This is a genomic window from Variovorax sp. V15 (assembly GCF_041154425.1).
Classification (GTDB): domain Bacteria; phylum Pseudomonadota; class Gammaproteobacteria; order Burkholderiales; family Burkholderiaceae_C; genus Variovorax; species Variovorax guangxiensis.
Genome location: NZ_AP028659.1, coordinates 4,500,182 through 4,514,865 on the forward strand (window position 1 = coordinate 4,500,182; position 14,684 = coordinate 4,514,865).

The 14,684-nt window shown below is 67.4% G+C and carries 14 protein-coding genes and 1 pseudogene; 6 read left to right on the top strand and 9 right to left on the bottom strand.

Annotated elements, in window-relative coordinates:
• Positions 1-3: 3 nt before the first annotated feature.
• The 5 genes from ACAM57_RS21420 to ACAM57_RS21440 form a co-directional block, all read right to left on the bottom strand.
• The gene (locus tag ACAM57_RS21420) at positions 4-1,074 is read right to left on the bottom strand and encodes an ABC transporter ATP-binding protein (protein ID WP_126024127.1); all 1,071 of its coding nucleotides are present in this window, start codon (positions 1,072-1,074) and stop codon (positions 4-6) included.
• Positions 1,075-1,099: 25 nt separating this feature from the next.
• Positions 1,100-1,951 (bottom strand): carbohydrate ABC transporter permease, encoded by an 852-nt coding sequence (locus tag ACAM57_RS21425; RefSeq protein ID WP_126024126.1) that lies wholly within the window; start codon positions 1,949-1,951, stop codon positions 1,100-1,102.
• Positions 1,948-2,832, bottom strand: coding sequence for a carbohydrate ABC transporter permease (locus tag ACAM57_RS21430; RefSeq protein WP_126024125.1), 885 nt, complete (start codon positions 2,830-2,832; stop codon positions 1,948-1,950). The genes ACAM57_RS21425 and ACAM57_RS21430 overlap by 4 nt, the downstream gene beginning before the upstream one ends.
• Before the next feature lie 49 nt (positions 2,833-2,881).
• Entirely contained in the window at positions 2,882-4,264 is a 1,383-nt protein-coding gene (locus tag ACAM57_RS21435; protein ID WP_126024124.1) for an ABC transporter substrate-binding protein, read from the bottom strand.
• Positions 4,265-4,368: 104 nt separating this feature from the next.
• Positions 4,369-5,112, bottom strand: a complete 744-nt coding sequence (locus ACAM57_RS21440) for a FadR/GntR family transcriptional regulator (RefSeq protein WP_126024123.1) — start codon at positions 5,110-5,112, stop codon at positions 4,369-4,371.
• Between the two features lie 149 nt (positions 5,113-5,261).
• Here ACAM57_RS21440 and ACAM57_RS21445 point away from each other — a divergent pair, with 149 nt between their 5' ends.
• The 5 genes and pseudogenes from ACAM57_RS21445 to ACAM57_RS21465 all read left to right on the top strand — a co-directional run bounded on the left by ACAM57_RS21445 (position 5,262) and on the right by ACAM57_RS21465 (position 9,826).
• A complete protein-coding gene (locus ACAM57_RS21445; RefSeq protein WP_126024122.1) occupies positions 5,262-6,998 on the top strand; it encodes an IlvD/Edd family dehydratase in 1,737 nt (578 codons plus the stop codon).
• Entirely contained in the window at positions 6,999-7,907 is a 909-nt protein-coding gene (locus ACAM57_RS21450; protein ID WP_369658832.1) for a 2-dehydro-3-deoxygalactonokinase, read from the top strand.
• Positions 7,904-8,551 carry a 2-dehydro-3-deoxy-6-phosphogalactonate aldolase gene (locus tag ACAM57_RS21455; RefSeq protein WP_369658833.1) on the top strand — a complete coding sequence of 216 codons (648 nt, stop codon included), beginning with the start codon at positions 7,904-7,906 and terminating at the stop codon, positions 8,549-8,551. The genes ACAM57_RS21450 and ACAM57_RS21455 overlap by 4 nt, the downstream gene beginning before the upstream one ends.
• A gap of 22 nt (positions 8,552-8,573) precedes the next feature.
• Positions 8,574-9,320: pseudogene (locus ACAM57_RS21460) on the top strand (aldolase); the annotation flags it as partial.
• Between the two features lie 194 nt (positions 9,321-9,514).
• Positions 9,515-9,826, top strand: a complete 312-nt coding sequence (locus ACAM57_RS21465; protein WP_184636118.1) for a hypothetical protein — start codon at positions 9,515-9,517, stop codon at positions 9,824-9,826.
• A gap of 42 nt (positions 9,827-9,868) precedes the next feature.
• On the opposite strand, the gene ACAM57_RS21470 is transcribed toward ACAM57_RS21465, so the two are convergent.
• The 4 genes from ACAM57_RS21470 to ACAM57_RS21485 form a co-directional block, all read right to left on the bottom strand.
• On the bottom strand, positions 9,869-10,585 hold the full coding sequence (locus ACAM57_RS21470; RefSeq protein WP_369658834.1) for an SDR family oxidoreductase: 717 nt from the start codon (positions 10,583-10,585) through the stop codon (positions 9,869-9,871).
• Between the two features lie 43 nt (positions 10,586-10,628).
• Entirely contained in the window at positions 10,629-12,050 is a 1,422-nt protein-coding gene (locus tag ACAM57_RS21475; protein WP_369658835.1) for an MATE family efflux transporter, read from the bottom strand.
• Positions 12,051-12,069: 19 nt separating this feature from the next.
• Positions 12,070-13,383 carry an MFS transporter gene (locus ACAM57_RS21480; RefSeq protein ID WP_369658836.1) on the bottom strand — a complete coding sequence of 438 codons (1,314 nt, stop codon included), beginning with the start codon at positions 13,381-13,383 and terminating at the stop codon, positions 12,070-12,072.
• A 110-nt stretch (positions 13,384-13,493) separates the two neighbouring features.
• Positions 13,494-13,949, bottom strand: a complete 456-nt coding sequence (locus ACAM57_RS21485) for a MarR family winged helix-turn-helix transcriptional regulator (protein ID WP_126024114.1) — start codon at positions 13,947-13,949, stop codon at positions 13,494-13,496.
• A 75-nt stretch (positions 13,950-14,024) separates the two neighbouring features.
• Here ACAM57_RS21485 and ACAM57_RS21490 point away from each other — a divergent pair, with 75 nt between their 5' ends.
• Positions 14,025-14,573 carry a PaaI family thioesterase gene (locus ACAM57_RS21490; protein WP_369658837.1) on the top strand — a complete coding sequence of 183 codons (549 nt, stop codon included), beginning with the start codon at positions 14,025-14,027 and terminating at the stop codon, positions 14,571-14,573.
• Positions 14,574-14,684: the final 111 nt, after the last annotated feature.

A 14,684-nucleotide genomic window follows, 5' to 3' on the forward strand; every position in this document is an offset into this window, starting at 1 on the left:
GGCTCAGCCCATGCGGCGGCCGGTCTGCCGGTCGAACAGGTGCACGTTCTCCGACTCGATGGCGAGCCGCACGATGTCGTCGGGCCCGGCATCGACCCGGCCGTGCACTGCGAGCACCAGCCTGGCCTCGCCGACCTGCACCAGCAGTTCGGTCTCGGCGCCGGTAGGCTCCACGACGACGACCCTGGCCTCCACGCCGTGCGAGCCGCCGCCCAGCGTCATGTCGCCAGGGCGAATGCCGTAGTGCACCGGCTGGCCGTCGGGCACCGCGGTCGCGGCCGGAACCGGCCAGCGCGCACCCTGCGACTCGACCCAGCATTCCCCGCCCGAGCGCCGCACCGTGCCCTCGATGACGTTCATCGACGGCGAACCGATGAACTGCGCGACGAAGAGGTTGTCGGGACGGTCGTACAGCTCCAGCGGCGTGCCGATCTGCTCGATGATGCCGTCGTGCATCACGACGATGCGGTCGGCCATGGTCATGGCCTCGATCTGGTCGTGCGTCACGTAGACGGTGGTGGTCTTCAGCCTCTGGTGCAGCGCCTTGATCTCGGCGCGCATCGCCACGCGCAGCTTGGCATCGAGGTTCGACAGCGGCTCGTCGAAGAGAAACACCTTCGGGTCGCGCACGATGGCGCGGCCCATGGCCACGCGCTGGCGCTGGCCGCCCGAGAGTTCGCGCGGATAGCGGCCCAGCAGCGCGTCGAGGTTGAGGATCTTCGCGGCCTTGGCCACGCGCTCGTCGGTCACCGACTTGTCGGCGTTGCGCAGGCGCAGGCTGAAGCCCATGTTCTCGCCCACCGTCATGTGCGGATAGAGCGCGTAGCTCTGGAACACCATCGCGATGTCGCGGTCCTTGGACTCGAGGTCGTTGACCACGCGGCCGTCGATGACGATCTCGCCGCCGCTGATGTCCTCCAGACCCGCGAGCATGCGAAGCAGCGTCGACTTGCCGCAGCCCGAGGGGCCGACCAGCACGACGAACTCGCCGTCGGTGATGTCGAAGCCCAGGCCCTTGATGATCTGGACCTTGCCGAAGGATTTCTGGATATTGCGAAAGGATACGGATGCCATTTTTTCGTTTCCTGCGTGGGCTTTTTCAGCTCTTGACTGCGCCGGCGGTTATTCCGCCGACCATGTAGCGCTTGAATGCGTAATAGATCGCCGCCGGGGGCAGCGCGTAGATCAGGCCGGTGGCCATCAGCAGCTCCCACGGCGAATCGTCGGCCGAGAGGAAGTTGCCCAGCGCCACGGCCAGCGTCACGCTCTTGTCGTTGGACAGCAGCAGGAAGGCGTAGAGGTACTCGTTCCAGGCCAGCAGCAGCGAATACGTGCCCACGGCCACCAGCGAAGGCACCATCAGCGGCAGGTACACGAGGCGGAACAGCTGCAGCGGCGAGGCGCCGTCCATGCGCGCGGCCTCGTCGAGCTCGTAGGGCAGCTTGTCGGAGGCCTGCTTCAGTACCCAGATGCAGTACGGCGAAGCGATGGTCACCATCGCGAGGATCAGCGCCCACTGGCTGTTGAGCAGGCCGTAGTTGCCCATGGTCTTGTACATGGGCACCGCGAGGAAGGCCGCCGGGATGAAGTAGGTGAACAGCGCCATGTTCATCACCGTGCGCCCGCCGCGCACGCGCAGCCGGCTGATGGCGAACGCCGCCGTGGTCGCCACGAAGAGCGTGAGCGCGCCCACCGACAGCGCGATCAGCAGCGAGTTCCACAGCTGCAGCCAGAAGTGGTCGAGGTAGAAGTGCTTCTGCTGGAACACGATGCGGAAGTTGTCCAGCGTCGGACTCTTGGGCCACAGGTGGCCCGAGGTCGCGGAGTCCTTCGACGAGATCGCGAACAGCACCATGTGGTAGACCGGGATCAGCGTCCACAGCAGCACCGGAATGCCGATGAGCAGCAGCCGGGCCTCGGTGAGCACGGCTCTTGGTGTCCAGCGCTTCATTTCGAGAGCCTCTTCATCATGAAGTAAACCAGCGGCAGAACGAGCGGCATCGCCACCACGATGGAAGCCATCGACAGGTCGACCTGGTCGAGGCGCAGGTAGCGGATGCCCAGCGTGGCGAGCACGTGCGTGAGGTCGGCCGGGCCGCCGCCGGTCAGCAGGTAGACGCTGTTGAAGTCGCCCAGCGTCCAGATCATCGAGAGGATGAGCGAGGTGATGTAGAGCGTCTTCAACGCCGGCCAGCTCACGAAGCGGAACTTCTGCCACGACGAGGCGCCGTCGACGGAAGCAGCCTCGTACTGCTCGGTGGGAATGGCCAGGCGGCCCGCCACGAGGATGAGCGTCCAGAACGGCAGCGACTTCCAGATGTGCACGATCATCGCGAAGGCCAGCGCCAGCGAGGGATCGTTGAGCCAGTTGGGGCCGTCGGCGCCGGTCAGGCGGAAGATGGTGCTGTTGATCACGCCCCACTCCGGGTTCAGCATGAAGCGGATCGACAGGATCGTGGGAATGGAGGGCATCGCCCACGGCAGGATGAAGATCGCCGAGACGATCTTGATCCACCAGCGCGATGTCACGAAGAAGCCCGAGAGCACGAGTGCCACGAGCATCTTGAGGTTGATCGCCACGACCAGGAAGATGGCCGTGTTGATCACGGAGCGGAAGAAGATCGGGTCTTCGACCAGCTTCACGTAGCTTTGCGGATGGCGGGCGAGCCAGAGGCCGTAGCCCACCGGGTACAGCACGAACACCACGAACACCAGCAGGTAGGGCACGACCATGACCGCGCCCCAGAACTGCCAGCGCGCATGCCGCGCTCCGGGATTGACGACAGGCGCCGAAGTACTCGGCGCGGCGGCGGAGGCAGTTGCGCTGCTCATGGCGTGCTGCTGGTGGTGAACGTGCCGACGGGTACCGTGCGTGCGCGGCTTACTGGCCCGCCACCGTCTTGATACGGGCGATCATCTCGTCCACCGCCTTGTCCACCGGCACCTTGTCGGTGACGATGCGGCTCATGGCCTTGGCCCAGACGTTCTCGTTGTTCAGCACGGTGAACTTGTAGTTCTTCGTGAATTCGAAGGTCACGGTGCCGGCGGCGTACTGGTTGTAGACCGAGAGGCGGTGCGGGTCTGCCTTCCAGAAGTCACGCTGCTGCGCGGCCTTGGTCACCGGGAACCAGCGGCCCAGCGAGCCTTCGACGTACGGCGTCAGGTTCTCTTCCTGCATCAGGAACGAGACGAACTCCTTGGCGCGGGCCTTGTTCTTCGCGTCCTTGAACACCACGCCGGTCTTCACGGCCGTGCGGTAGACCATCTTGCTGCCGTCGGGCTTGTTCGGGAAGCCGGCCGTGCGGATGCGCTCGGTGTAGTTCTTGCGCGCTTCCTCGCGCTGCTCGGGCGTGAGCGAGGCGTTGTTCGAATCGTCGAGCCACTTGGCGGCGATGGAGATGGTCGCGTTGTGCGTCATCACGGTCGTCTTATTGTGGAACGCGACGTTGTTGTCCGGGTCCTTCCAGCTGGTGGAAGAAGGCGGCGTGCAGCCCTTGACGTAGGGCGTGGTGTAGTCGGTCATGGCGCCGATGAGGCCGGTGCGCACCTTCGGGTCGTCGACCAGCAGCTTGCCGTTGTCGTCCACCAGCTTGACGTTGTAGGCGTCCATGAAGGTCAGGAACGAATAGAACGCGTCGCTCGAGTCCACGCCCATCGGCATGCCGATGCCGAAGTTGCGCTTGCCGCTCTTCTGGCGGCTGGCTGGCTGCACTTTCTCGCACCAGAACGACCAGTAGTCCTTCCAGCCGGTGGGAATGTCGGACTCCTTGAACCCGGCTTCGGCCAGCATGTCGAGCCAGTACTCGATGTGCATGGTCTGCTGCTTGATCGGGAAGGCGTAGTACGCCTTGCTCTTGGTCTGGTCGTTGTAGAGGTAGGTGGTCTCCAGCGTGTTCGGCGCGAAGCGGTCCTTCATGGGCGTGAGCACGCTGCTGATGTCCTCGAGCTTGCCGTCGTAGGCCCACTTGCCCGTGACCTGGAAGTCGTAGACGTCGGCGTACGCCACGTCGGGCGGGCTGCCCGAGTCGAGCGCGGACACGGTCTTGGGGATCATGTCCTGGATCGGGTACTGCGAGAGTTCGATCTTGACGTTCTTGTTCTTCTCTTCGAACTTCTTGATGGCGGCGAACAGTGCGTCGTCCTCCGCCTTGTAGAAGCCCTTGACCCACCAGACGGTGAGTTTCTCCTGCGCGGCGACGTGGCCTGCCGACAGCAGGCCCATCGCGACCAGCGTCGGCGCGATCAGCGACTTGACGAATTTCATGGACGTTGTCTCCTTCTCTTCTGGGGTGGAATCTGCTCGGCGCGCGAGCGTGGGGGTGAAAGAACCGGAAGTGGACCGTGAGCGCCGCCAGTGCGCCTGGCTGGCTAACTGGCCCTGAGCCTGGGTGGCGGCCTGCTCAGCCGCGGCAGCCGGCGGCGCGAGCCGAGCACGTCCTCGATGTCCTGGCGGGCGCCGTCGATGAGCCGGAGGATCGCGCGTTCCGCGACGTCGGGGTCGTGCGCGATCACCGCGTCGAGCACAGCACGGTGCAGCGGCAGCGAGAGCGTGGGGCCGTCGGGCTTGGTGGTCGATATCTCGAAGCTGGTGCGCAGCAATGCGTTGAGCACCTTGCTCATCTGCGCAATCATCCTGTTGCGCGCGGCCCCCAGCAGGCCGTTGTGAAAGCGCAGGTCGAAGGTGACGTAGTCGCCGCCGTTCTCCACGGCTTCCTTCATGCCGGCGTAGGCACGCTCGATCTCGTCGATGTCTTCCGCGGTGGCCCTCTCCGCGGCCAGCCGCACCGCCGCCGGCTCCACCGCACGGCGCAGGTCCTGCAGGTCGCGCAGGAACTCGGGCGTGAGGCCGGCGCGCGCCTGCCAGGTGATGACGTCGGGGTCGAACCAGTTCCACTTGTCCTTGGGCAGCACGCGCGTGCCGACCTTCGGGCCGGTCACGATCAGGCCCTTGGCCACCAGCGACTTGATGGCCTCCCGCACCACGGTACGGCTCACGCCCAGCTCCTCGCCGAGCACGGGCTCGGACGGGATGGATGCACCGATCGCATAGCGGCCCGACACCACGGCTTCACCGAGGAGTTCGAGCGTGCGACCGTGGATGTTCTTGATCATGCGTGATGTGAAAACTGGTATCCCGTCGCTCGAAAACACTAAGGGTCCGGCGCGTTGTTCGCGCTTATCATATGATGATTGAAACGCTCTATCGGCAGGACAAACCCTGAGGATCGGGCGCAGGTTTCGACAACAAAGAGAGACATCCAATGAGCACCGCCCCCAGGAAGAAACCCGAAGAACTCCGCAGCCAGCAATGGTTCGGCCGGCACGATCGCGACGGCTTCATCTACCGAAGCTGGATGAAGGGCAAGGGCGTTCCGCACGACCAGTTCGACGGCCGCCCGGTCATCGGCATCTGCAACACCTTCAGCGAACTCACGCCCTGCAACTCGCACTTCCGCACGCTCGCGGAGCAGGTGAAGATCGGCGTGTACGAAGCCGGCGGCTTCCCGCTCGAGTTCCCGGTGATGTCGCTCGGCGAGACGCTGCTGCGTCCCACCGCGATGCTGTATCGCAACCTCGCGAGCATGGACGTGGAGGAAAGCATCCGCGGCAACCCGCTCGACGGCGTGGTGCTGCTCATGGGCTGCGACAAGACCACCCCCGCGCTCATGATGGGCGCGGCCAGCGTCGACCTGCCGACCATCGGCGTGTCGGGCGGCCCGATGCTCTCGGGCAAGTGGCGCGGGCAGGAGCTCGGCTCGGGCACCGGCGTGTGGCAGATGAGCGAGCAGGTGCGCGCCGGCACGCTCAAGCTGCAGGAATTCTTCGAGGCCGAGAGCTGCATGCACCGCAGCCACGGCCACTGCATGACGATGGGCACCGCCAGCACCATGGCGAGCATGGTCGAGTCGCTGGGCATCGGCCTGCCGGGCAACGCGGCCTACCCTGCCGTGGACGGCCGCCGCAACGTGCTGGCGCGGCAGGCGGGCCGGCGCATCGTCGGCATGGTGCATGAAGACATGAACATGTCGAAGATCCTCACGCGCCAGGCCATCGAGAACGCGATCAAGGTCAACGCGGCCATCGGCGGCTCGACCAACTTCGTGATCCACCTGCTGGCCATCGCGGGACGCATGGGCGTCGAACTCACGCTGGAAGATTTCGACCGCCTCGCCTCCGAGCTGCCCTGCCTGGTGAACCTGCAGCCCTCGGGCCAGTTCCTGATGGAAGACTTCTGCTATGCGGGCGGCCTGCCGGTGGTCATCAAGGAGATCGCCGAGCACCTGCACAAGGACGTGATCACCGCCACCGGCCAGAGCCTGTGGGAGAACGTGAAGGACGCCGAGAACTTCAACCCGCAGGTCATCCGCCCCCTGGCCGAGCCCTTCAAGGACAAGGCCGGCATCTGCGTGCTGCGCGGCAACCTCGCGCCCAACGGCGCCATCATCAAGCCCAGCGCGGCCACGCCGGAGCTGCTGGTGCACAAGGGCCGCGCGGTGGTGTTCGAGAGCGCCGACGACCTGCACAGGCGCATCGACGACGAAAACCTCGACATCGACGAGAACTGCATCATGGTGCTCAAGAATTGCGGACCCAAGGGTTACCCCGGCATGGCCGAGGCAGGCAACATGCCGCTGCCGCCGAAGGTGCTGCGCAAGGGCATCACCGACATGGTCCGCATCAGCGACGCGCGCATGAGCGGCACGGCCTACGGCACCGTGGTACTGCACACCGCGCCCGAGGCGGCCGCCGGAGGCCCTCTGGCGCTGGTGCAGGACGGAGACATCGTCGAGCTCGACGTGCCCAACCGCAGGCTGCACCTGCACGTGAGCGACGAAGAGCTCGCGAAGCGCCGCGAGAAATGGGTCGCGCCCAAGGCGCCGCTCGAATCCGGTTACTGGAAGTTGTATGTCGATACGGTGCTGCAGGCCGACCAGGGAGCAGACCTGGCCTTCCTGCGCGGTCGCCGCGGTGCCTTCGTGCCGCGCGACAATCACTAGATGACAAGACTGGTTGCAATCGACTGGGGCACGAGTTCACTGCGCGGCGCGCTGCTTGACGCCAGCGGCAAGGTGCTTGAAGAGCGCAACGATGCGCGCGGCATTCTCATGGTGCCCGAAGGCGGCTTTCCGGCCGTCTTCGACAAGCTCTTCGGCGACTGGATGCGCCTCGAAGGCGCGCGCTGCCTGATCTCCGGCATGGCCGGCAGCAAGCAGGGCTGGGTGGAGGCGCCCTACTGCGCCTGCCCCGCCGGCCGCGTCGAAGTGGGCCGCAAAATTATCGACATCGACGCCGTTGCGGGCGCGCGCATCGCGATCGTGCCGGGCCTGAGCGACGAGCACGCCGGCGTGCCCGACGTGATGCGCGGCGAGGAAGTGCAGATCTTCGGCGCGATGGAGCTCACCGGCCTGAGCGAAGGCGTCTTCGTGCTGCCCGGCACGCACAACAAGTGGGCATCGGTGAAGAAGGGCCGCGTCGCGGGCTTCCGCACCTACATGACGGGCGAGTTCTATGCGCTGCTGAGCCAGCACTCGATCCTCGCGCGCACGCTCGATGCATCGGCGCCGCTCGACGAGGCAGCCTTCCTCGAAGGCGTGACCCGCTCCGAGAACGGACACGGCCTGCTGCACAACGCCTTCGGCACGCGCACCCTCGCGCTGTTCGAGCGCATGCCGAAGGAGGAGCTGTCGAGCTACCTCTCGGGCCTGCTGATCGGCGAGGAGCTGCGCACGCAGGCGCTGCAGGCGTCGGGCGAAGTGATCCTGATCGGCTCGTCCAACCTCACCGAGCGCTACACGCTGGCCCTGCGCGCCACCGGCGTCGCCACGCGCACGCTCGGCGCCGAGGCCACATGGGCCGGACTGCACGCGCTGTCCGGCTTTCTCGATTCCGACAGGACTCCCGCATGACCGCCCCCACTCCCCTCGAAAAATTCGACGCCGCGATGCGCGAGCTGCCGCTGGTGGCCATCCTGCGCGGCCTCACGCCGGCCGAAGCGGCCGACGTCGGTGACGCCATCGTCGAGCCCGGCTTCCGGCTGCTCGAAGTACCGCTGAATTCGCCCCAGCCGCTCGAAAGCATCGCGCTCATGCGCAAGCGCTTTCCCCAGGCGCTGGTCGGCGCCGGCACGGTGCTCGGCGCGCAGCAGGTGCGCGAAGTGCATGCGGCGGGCGGCGAGCTGATCGTCTCGCCCAACTTCAATGCCGAAGTCGTCGTCGAGGCGGTGCGGCTGGGCATGGTGTGCCTGCCTGGCGTGATGACGCCGACCGAGGCCTTCGGCGCGCTCGCGGCCGGCGCCACGGGGCTCAAGCTGTTCCCGGCCGAACTGGCCTCGCCCGCCGTGGTGAAGGCGTTGCTGGCCGTGCTGCCGGCCGGCACGCCAGTAATGCCCGTGGGCGGCATCTCCCCCACGAACATGGCCGAGTGGCGCGCGGCCGGGGCCGCCGGCTTCGGCATCGGTTCCTCGCTCTACAAGCCGGGCAAGCAGGCCGCGGCGGTGCGCGAGGACACCCGGAAATTCGTCGCGGCCTGGAAAGGCCTCACGCTCGCCTGATCCCCCAAAGAAGAAACAGGAGACCCCACCGATGTCCGCCGATGCCCTCTACGCCAGCCCCGCCGTGCGCAAGCTGCGCGAAGACCTCGCCCTCGCCCTGCGCGCCGCCGACCATCACGGACTGTCGGAAGGCGTCTGCAACCACTTCAGCGTGATGCTGCCGGGCACGCAGGACCGCTATCTCATCAACCCGCGCGGCCTGCACTGGAGCGAGATCGGACCCGACGACATCGTGCTCATCGACGTGCACGGCGAGGTGCTGGCGGGCCGCCACCGGGTGGAGCCCACCGCCCTGTTCATCCACGGCGCGGTGCACCGGCTCACCGGCCATGCGGTCGTGCTGCACTGCCACATGCCCTACGCCACGGCGCTCACGATCACGGTCGACCGCGCGCTCGACCCGACCGCGAGCCAGAACGCGATGCGCTACATGAACCGCATCGCCATCGACGCGGAATACAACGGCCTCGCGCTTGACGACGCCGAGGGCGAGCGCATCGCCCGCGCGATGGCCGGCAAGGATGTGGCCTTTCTCGCGAACCACGGCGTGATCGTGGCCGGGGGCACCATCGCCCATGCCTACGACGATCTCTACTACCTGGAGCGCGCCTGCCTGCACCAGGTGATCGCGCAGTCGACCGGACGCCCGCTGGCGCCCGTGGACCCGAAACTGGCCGCCCACGTGGCGGCGCAGATCCAGGGCGAACGCGAGCAGTCCGACCTGTTCTTCGAGGCGCTGCGCCGCCTCCTGCCAGCGCCGCGCGGCTGAACCTTCGGCCGATAGAGCCGATGGCCTACCCGCGGAGGTTTTCCGCGGTGAAAAGTCCATTCACAATCGTGTCTTGCCCGTGCCGCAGGTCGTGCGCACGGGTTACAGCTCTTCATCCGATTTCGCTCGAGCCTTACACCAACTTAACAAAGGGCAGCGAGGATGAGGCTTCCAACTCACAACCGGGGGATCAGATGAAAAAGCTCACTTTCGCATTCGGCGCCGCGGCCCTGCTCTCGCTGGCCGCCATCAGCGCACCCGCCCAGGCACAGACCGGCGGCTCGTTCATCCAGGCGCAGGTGTACGTCGTTCCGGCGCCGCCGCCGCCGCGCCGCTACTACGCGCCGCCGCCTCCGCCGCGCCACTATTACGGCCCGGGCTACCGCCCTCACCACCACTACGACCGCCGCTGGGACGATCGCCGCCGCTACGGCCGCCGCGACAACGATGGCGACGGTGTGCCCAACCGCTACGACCGCCGCCCCAACAACCCTTACCGCTACTGACCAGGATGAACGAGACCCGGGCCCCGCGCCCGGGTTTCCCGTTCAGGCTGCCTGGGGCACGCTGGCGTAAGGGGGTGTCGCGCTCGACAGGCCCTGCTTGAGCTGCCGTGAAGTCTCGTCGGCAAGCACCTCGGCCTGGCCTGCCTCGAGGCCGGCCAGCGCCTGGCGCGCCACATCGTCCGGAGATGCCTTGGGCAGGCCCTGGATGTGTGCCGTCATGTCGGTGTCCATGTAGCCCACGTGCAGGCTCGTGACCTGCGTGCCCTGCCCGGCCAGTTCGTTGCGCAGCCCGTTGCTCAGCGACCACGCGGCCGACTTGGTCGCGCTGTAGGTCGCCACGCTCGGGAAGGTGGTCCAGGTCAGCGCCGACAGCACGTTGATCACCCCGCCGCCGCCGTTGGCCGCGAGCACCGGAGCGAAGGCCTGCGTCACCGCCCACAGGCCGAAGAAGTTGGTTTCGAATTCGGCGCGCGCGTTGGCCACCGCATCGGGCGAACCCAGGAAGCTGGAGCCGCGCGAGATGCCCGCGTTGTTGACCAGCACCGTCACGTCGCCGCAGGCACGCACCGCCGCCTCGATCTGCGCGGGCTGCGTCACGTCGAGCGCCACCGGCGTCACGCCGGGCAGGTCGATGCTCCTGGGATCGCGCGCGGCCCCATAGACCTTGCGCGCACCCGCGGCGAGCGCAGCCTTCGCGAAGGCGAGACCGAGGCCGCGATTGGCGCCGGTGATGAAGACCACGGAGTCCTTGATTTTCATGACGAGTCTTTCGTTGGTTGGTGGATGAATCGATGGCTGGATTTCAGGCTTGGGCCATGCGCCGCAGCAGCCCGCTGGTGGTTCGCGGCCAGCCCACGCGGCCGAACCAGGCGCCTCCCGCGATGGCGGATGCGGTCACGATGCCGTACACCGCCAGCGCCACGCCCTGCGCCGCGAACACGCCGGTGAGCCCGGCGCCCCACTGCAGGGCCAGCAGGCCGCCGGTGCCCGCCACCGCCAGGCGCGCGATGTTGCCGAGCATCGGCCACAGCAGCCGGCCCGCCCCCTGCGAGGCGAAGTACAGCACCAGCCCGACGCCGAAGAGGCCGTACATCGGTCCGACCACGCGCAGGTAGTGCGCGCCGGTCTCCAGCATCGCCGGGTCGTTGCCGAACAGCAGCAGCCAAGGGCGCGGGAACAGCGCCGCCGCGAGGCCGATCGTCTCCGTGAGCGTGAAGGCCAGCGCCGCGCCGGCCCAGGTGGCGCGCAATGCCCGCTCGCGCAGCCCCGCGCCCATGCAGGTGCCGACCATCGCCACCAGCGGCGCGCCCAGGCCGAACACCAGCGGCACCAGCAGGTATTCGAGCCGCGATGCCGTGCCGTAGCCGGCCAGCGCGCCCGAGCCGAAATGGCCGGTCAGCGCGGTGGCGATGCCGATGGAAAGATTGGTCGCCACCGTCGACACCGCGCCCACCAGGCCGATGCGCAGGATGTCGCGGAACAGCGGCCAGCGCAGCTTCAGCGCGTCGAGCGTGGGCTTGAGCAGGCTGCGCGGCGAGCGCAGGTAGGCGATGAGCGCGATCGAGCCCAGCAGGTAGTACAGCAGCAGCGCGATCGCACCGCCCGCGATGCCCATGCCCGGCAGCGGCCCGACGCCGAAGATCAAGAGCGGCGACGCCGGAATGAGGAACACCACGCCCACCACCGTCACGTTGGCCGGCACAGACATGTTGCCGGTGCCGCGGATGATGGCGCCGAGCGAGTTGAAGAGCCACACCAGCGTCGCGCCCGCGAAGACCCAGTTGGAATACGTGAGCGCCGCTTCCAGCGCGGCCCCGGTGCCGCCCATCACGCCGTAGAGCCAGCGCCCGCCCAAAAGCAGCGCCAGCGTGAAGCAAAGGCCGAAGCCCAGCGCGATGACGACGGCGTGCCACACCAGCGCATTCGCATCGTCGCGGCGGCGCGCGCCGAGCGCACGGGCAATGGACGAGGCGATGCCACCGCCCATGGCGCCGCTGGAGGTCATCTGCATCAGCATCACGATGGGGAATACCAGCGCCATGCCGGCGAGCGCATCGGTGCCCAGCTTGCCGACGAAGTAGGTCTCGATGAGGCCGACGCAGGCCTGCGCCACCATCACCAGCACATTGGGCGCGGCCAGGCGCAGCAGCGTGGGGACGATGGGAGCCTCGAGCAGGCGGCGCGTGCGCGGATCGAGTTCGGTGGTGCCGTGGGGTGTGGTCATGGCTGGAGCCTTGGCGGGTTCAGGCACGGGCCGCAGCCGGCGTGGCCGGGGAGCCGGACTTCGCAGCCGGGCGGCGGATGGTCATCACGATCAGCGCCGCCACCAGGCAGGCCGCGCCGGCGGTGTAGAGCGCCGGGGTGTAGGTCAGCAGCAGCGTGCGTGCGAAGCCGGCGCCGTACGCAGCCGTGGCGGCTCCCAGCTGGTGCGCGGCGAAAACCCAGCCGAACACCAGGCCGACCTTTGCCGGGCCGAAGGCTGCACCGGCGAGCTTGACGGTCGGCGGCACGGTGGCAATCCAGTCGAGGCCGTAGAACATCGCGAAGATGCCCAGGCCGTAGATGGTGAACTCGGAATGCGGCAGCCAGAAGAGCGACAGCCCGCGCAGGCCGTAGTACCAGAAAAGCAGCTTGCGGTTGTCGTAGCGGTCCGAGAGCCAGCCCGAGAGGATGGTGCCGACGAAGTCGAAGGCACCCATCATCGCGAGCACCGATGCTGCCGGCACGGCGCTCATGCCGTAGTCGCCGCACAGCGAGATGAAGTGCGTCTGCACCAGGCCGTTGGTGCTCAGGCCGCAGATGAAGAAGGTGCCGGCCAGGACCCAGAAGGTGCGGTTGGTCGAGACTTCCTTCAGCACGCGAAAGGGCGTGGCGAAGTTCATCGCGGGCGCGGCTGCGGCGGGCGCCGCGGGCTGCGTGCCGGGTGCCTCGCCGTAGGGCAGCAGGCCAACGTCGGAGGGCCGGTTGCGCAACAGCAGCAGCGCCAGCAGGCCGATGAGGATGGTGCCGATCACGATCGGCACGATGGCCGAGCGCCAGCCCCAGTGCTCGATCATCCAGGCCGCCAGCGGCAGGAAGGCCAGTTGCCCCGTCGCCGAACTCGCAGTGAGCATGCCCACCACCAGCCCGCGCCGCGCGACGAACCAGCGGTTGGCCACCACTGCGCCGAGCACCAGCGCCGTCATGCCGGTACCCAGGCCCAGCATCAGGCTCCAGAGCACGAAGAGCTGCCAGAGCTGCGAGGCCATGGTGACCAGCGCCATGCCCAGCCCGACGAGCGCGAGGCCGGCGCAGACCACCGCGCGCAGGCCGTAGCGCTCCATCAGCACGGCGGCGAACGGCCCCATCAGCCCGAAGAGCGCGAAGCGCAGTGCCAGCGACGAGGAGATCTGCTCGGTGCTCCAGCCGAATTCCTTGCCCAGCGGCTGCAGCATGGCGCCGGGCAGGCCCAGCGCGGCCGACATGGTCAGCATGGTGAGGAAGGTGATGGCGGCGACGATCCAGCCGTAGTGGATGCCGCGGCGCTGCAGCCACGCGGAAACGGAGTTGGCGAACATGGGGCCTCTGCTGTTGGAATTGAATGGGAGGAAAAAAGGCGAAACGGGGCCCTCGCGCGCCTGTGCGCACGATTGAGCGAATGGGGTGTGGGTGAAGAAAAGTTGGGGGGTCAGTCGTCGCTGGCGTGCTCTTCCTCGCCGCCCAGCAGCTCCATGGCCTCGTCGATCAGCAGGTGCAGCGCGAGCACGCGCTCCACGCCCAGCAACGCATTCAGCTTCTGCTGCGCGGTCTTCCAGTGCGCCAGCGCTTCGCGCCGCTTGACCTCGCCTTCCTCGGTGAGCTGCACCAGCCGGCTGCGCGCATCGGCGCCGGCACCCTGCGCGATCCAGCCCGCGACGATCAGCGGCTGCAGGTTGCGGCTCAGGGTGGAGGCAGTCATCTTGAGCTCGGCCGCCAGGTCGACGGGACGCGAGGGACCGAGCCGCGCGAGGTGCGACAGCAGCGAGTACTGCGTGGTCTTGAGGCCGCTTTGCGAAACCTCGGCGTCGTAGTGCTGCGAGAGGCGTCGCGAAAGCTGTCGCACCTTGAAGCTGGTGCAGCCGCGTGGCTTGGCGGGAGTGTCCATAGGCTATTATTGTATGTGCAACTATTGCATATGCAATCAACACCCCGGCACAAAGCCCCCAGAAGGAACACAGGCATGACACAAGCCACCAGCCAGCTCGACGCATGGATCGCCGAGGAACAGAAGATCACCGGCCGCCTCGAGGCCGGCCCGGGCCCCGGCCTCGCCCGCCCCGACCAGATCGCCGGCAAGACCGGCCTGGAGATCATGCAGGCGATGCTCAACGGCGACATTCCCTACGCCGCCATCGCCAAGACGCTGGACTTCACGATCATCGAGGCACGCCTGGGCGTGGCCATCTTCCAGGGCACGCCGCTGCCGCAGCACCTGAACCCGCTGGGCACCATCCACGGCGGCTGGGTCGCGACGATGCTCGATTCGGCCCTGGGCTGCTCGGTCCACACGATGATGCCGCCCGGCCGCGCCTACACCACCGCAGAGCTCGGCGTCAACTACGTGAAGGGCCTCACGCCCAAGGTGCAGCGCGTGCGCGCCGAAGGCAAGGTGATCCACTGCGGCAAACAGCTCGCCACCGCCGAGGCCCGCCTCTACGGTCCCGACGGCACGCTGTACGCGCACGCAACGACCACCTGCCTCGTCTTCGAGGTGCCGCCGGCGCGCTGAGCCGCGAGGCCAGCGGGCGAAGGCGGACTGCAGTAGGCCTTCAACCTGTAAGTCCAAAGGCGTCGCGATCCAGGGCGGCCAGTGATAATTATTCTCATCCGGCGGCCGCAA

What these genes read in the sequence shown, in the direction of transcription:
- ACAM57_RS21420 (WP_126024127.1), bottom strand. Translation starts at nt 1,074, where the DNA reads ATGGCATCCGTATCCTTTCGCAATATCCAGAAATCCTTCGGCAAGGTC.
- ACAM57_RS21425 (WP_126024126.1), bottom strand. Translation starts at nt 1,951, where the DNA reads ATGAAGCGCTGGACACCAAGAGCCGTGCTCACCGAGGCCCGGCTGCTG.
- ACAM57_RS21430 (WP_126024125.1), bottom strand. Translation starts at nt 2,832, where the DNA reads ATGAGCAGCGCAACTGCCTCCGCCGCCGCGCCGAGTACTTCGGCGCCT.
- ACAM57_RS21435 (WP_126024124.1), bottom strand. Translation starts at nt 4,264, where the DNA reads ATGAAATTCGTCAAGTCGCTGATCGCGCCGACGCTGGTCGCGATGGGC.
- ACAM57_RS21440 (WP_126024123.1), bottom strand. Translation starts at nt 5,112, where the DNA reads ATGATCAAGAACATCCACGGTCGCACGCTCGAACTCCTCGGTGAAGCC.
- ACAM57_RS21445 (WP_126024122.1), top strand. Translation starts at nt 5,262, where the DNA reads ATGAGCACCGCCCCCAGGAAGAAACCCGAAGAACTCCGCAGCCAGCAA.
- ACAM57_RS21450 (WP_369658832.1), top strand. Translation starts at nt 6,999, where the DNA reads ATGACAAGACTGGTTGCAATCGACTGGGGCACGAGTTCACTGCGCGGC.
- ACAM57_RS21455 (WP_369658833.1), top strand. Translation starts at nt 7,904, where the DNA reads ATGACCGCCCCCACTCCCCTCGAAAAATTCGACGCCGCGATGCGCGAG.
- ACAM57_RS21465 (WP_184636118.1), top strand. Translation starts at nt 9,515, where the DNA reads ATGAAAAAGCTCACTTTCGCATTCGGCGCCGCGGCCCTGCTCTCGCTG.
- ACAM57_RS21470 (WP_369658834.1), bottom strand. Translation starts at nt 10,585, where the DNA reads ATGAAAATCAAGGACTCCGTGGTCTTCATCACCGGCGCCAATCGCGGC.
- ACAM57_RS21475 (WP_369658835.1), bottom strand. Translation starts at nt 12,050, where the DNA reads ATGACCACACCCCACGGCACCACCGAACTCGATCCGCGCACGCGCCGC.
- ACAM57_RS21480 (WP_369658836.1), bottom strand. Translation starts at nt 13,383, where the DNA reads ATGTTCGCCAACTCCGTTTCCGCGTGGCTGCAGCGCCGCGGCATCCAC.
- ACAM57_RS21485 (WP_126024114.1), bottom strand. Translation starts at nt 13,949, where the DNA reads ATGGACACTCCCGCCAAGCCACGCGGCTGCACCAGCTTCAAGGTGCGA.
- ACAM57_RS21490 (WP_369658837.1), top strand. Translation starts at nt 14,025, where the DNA reads ATGACACAAGCCACCAGCCAGCTCGACGCATGGATCGCCGAGGAACAG.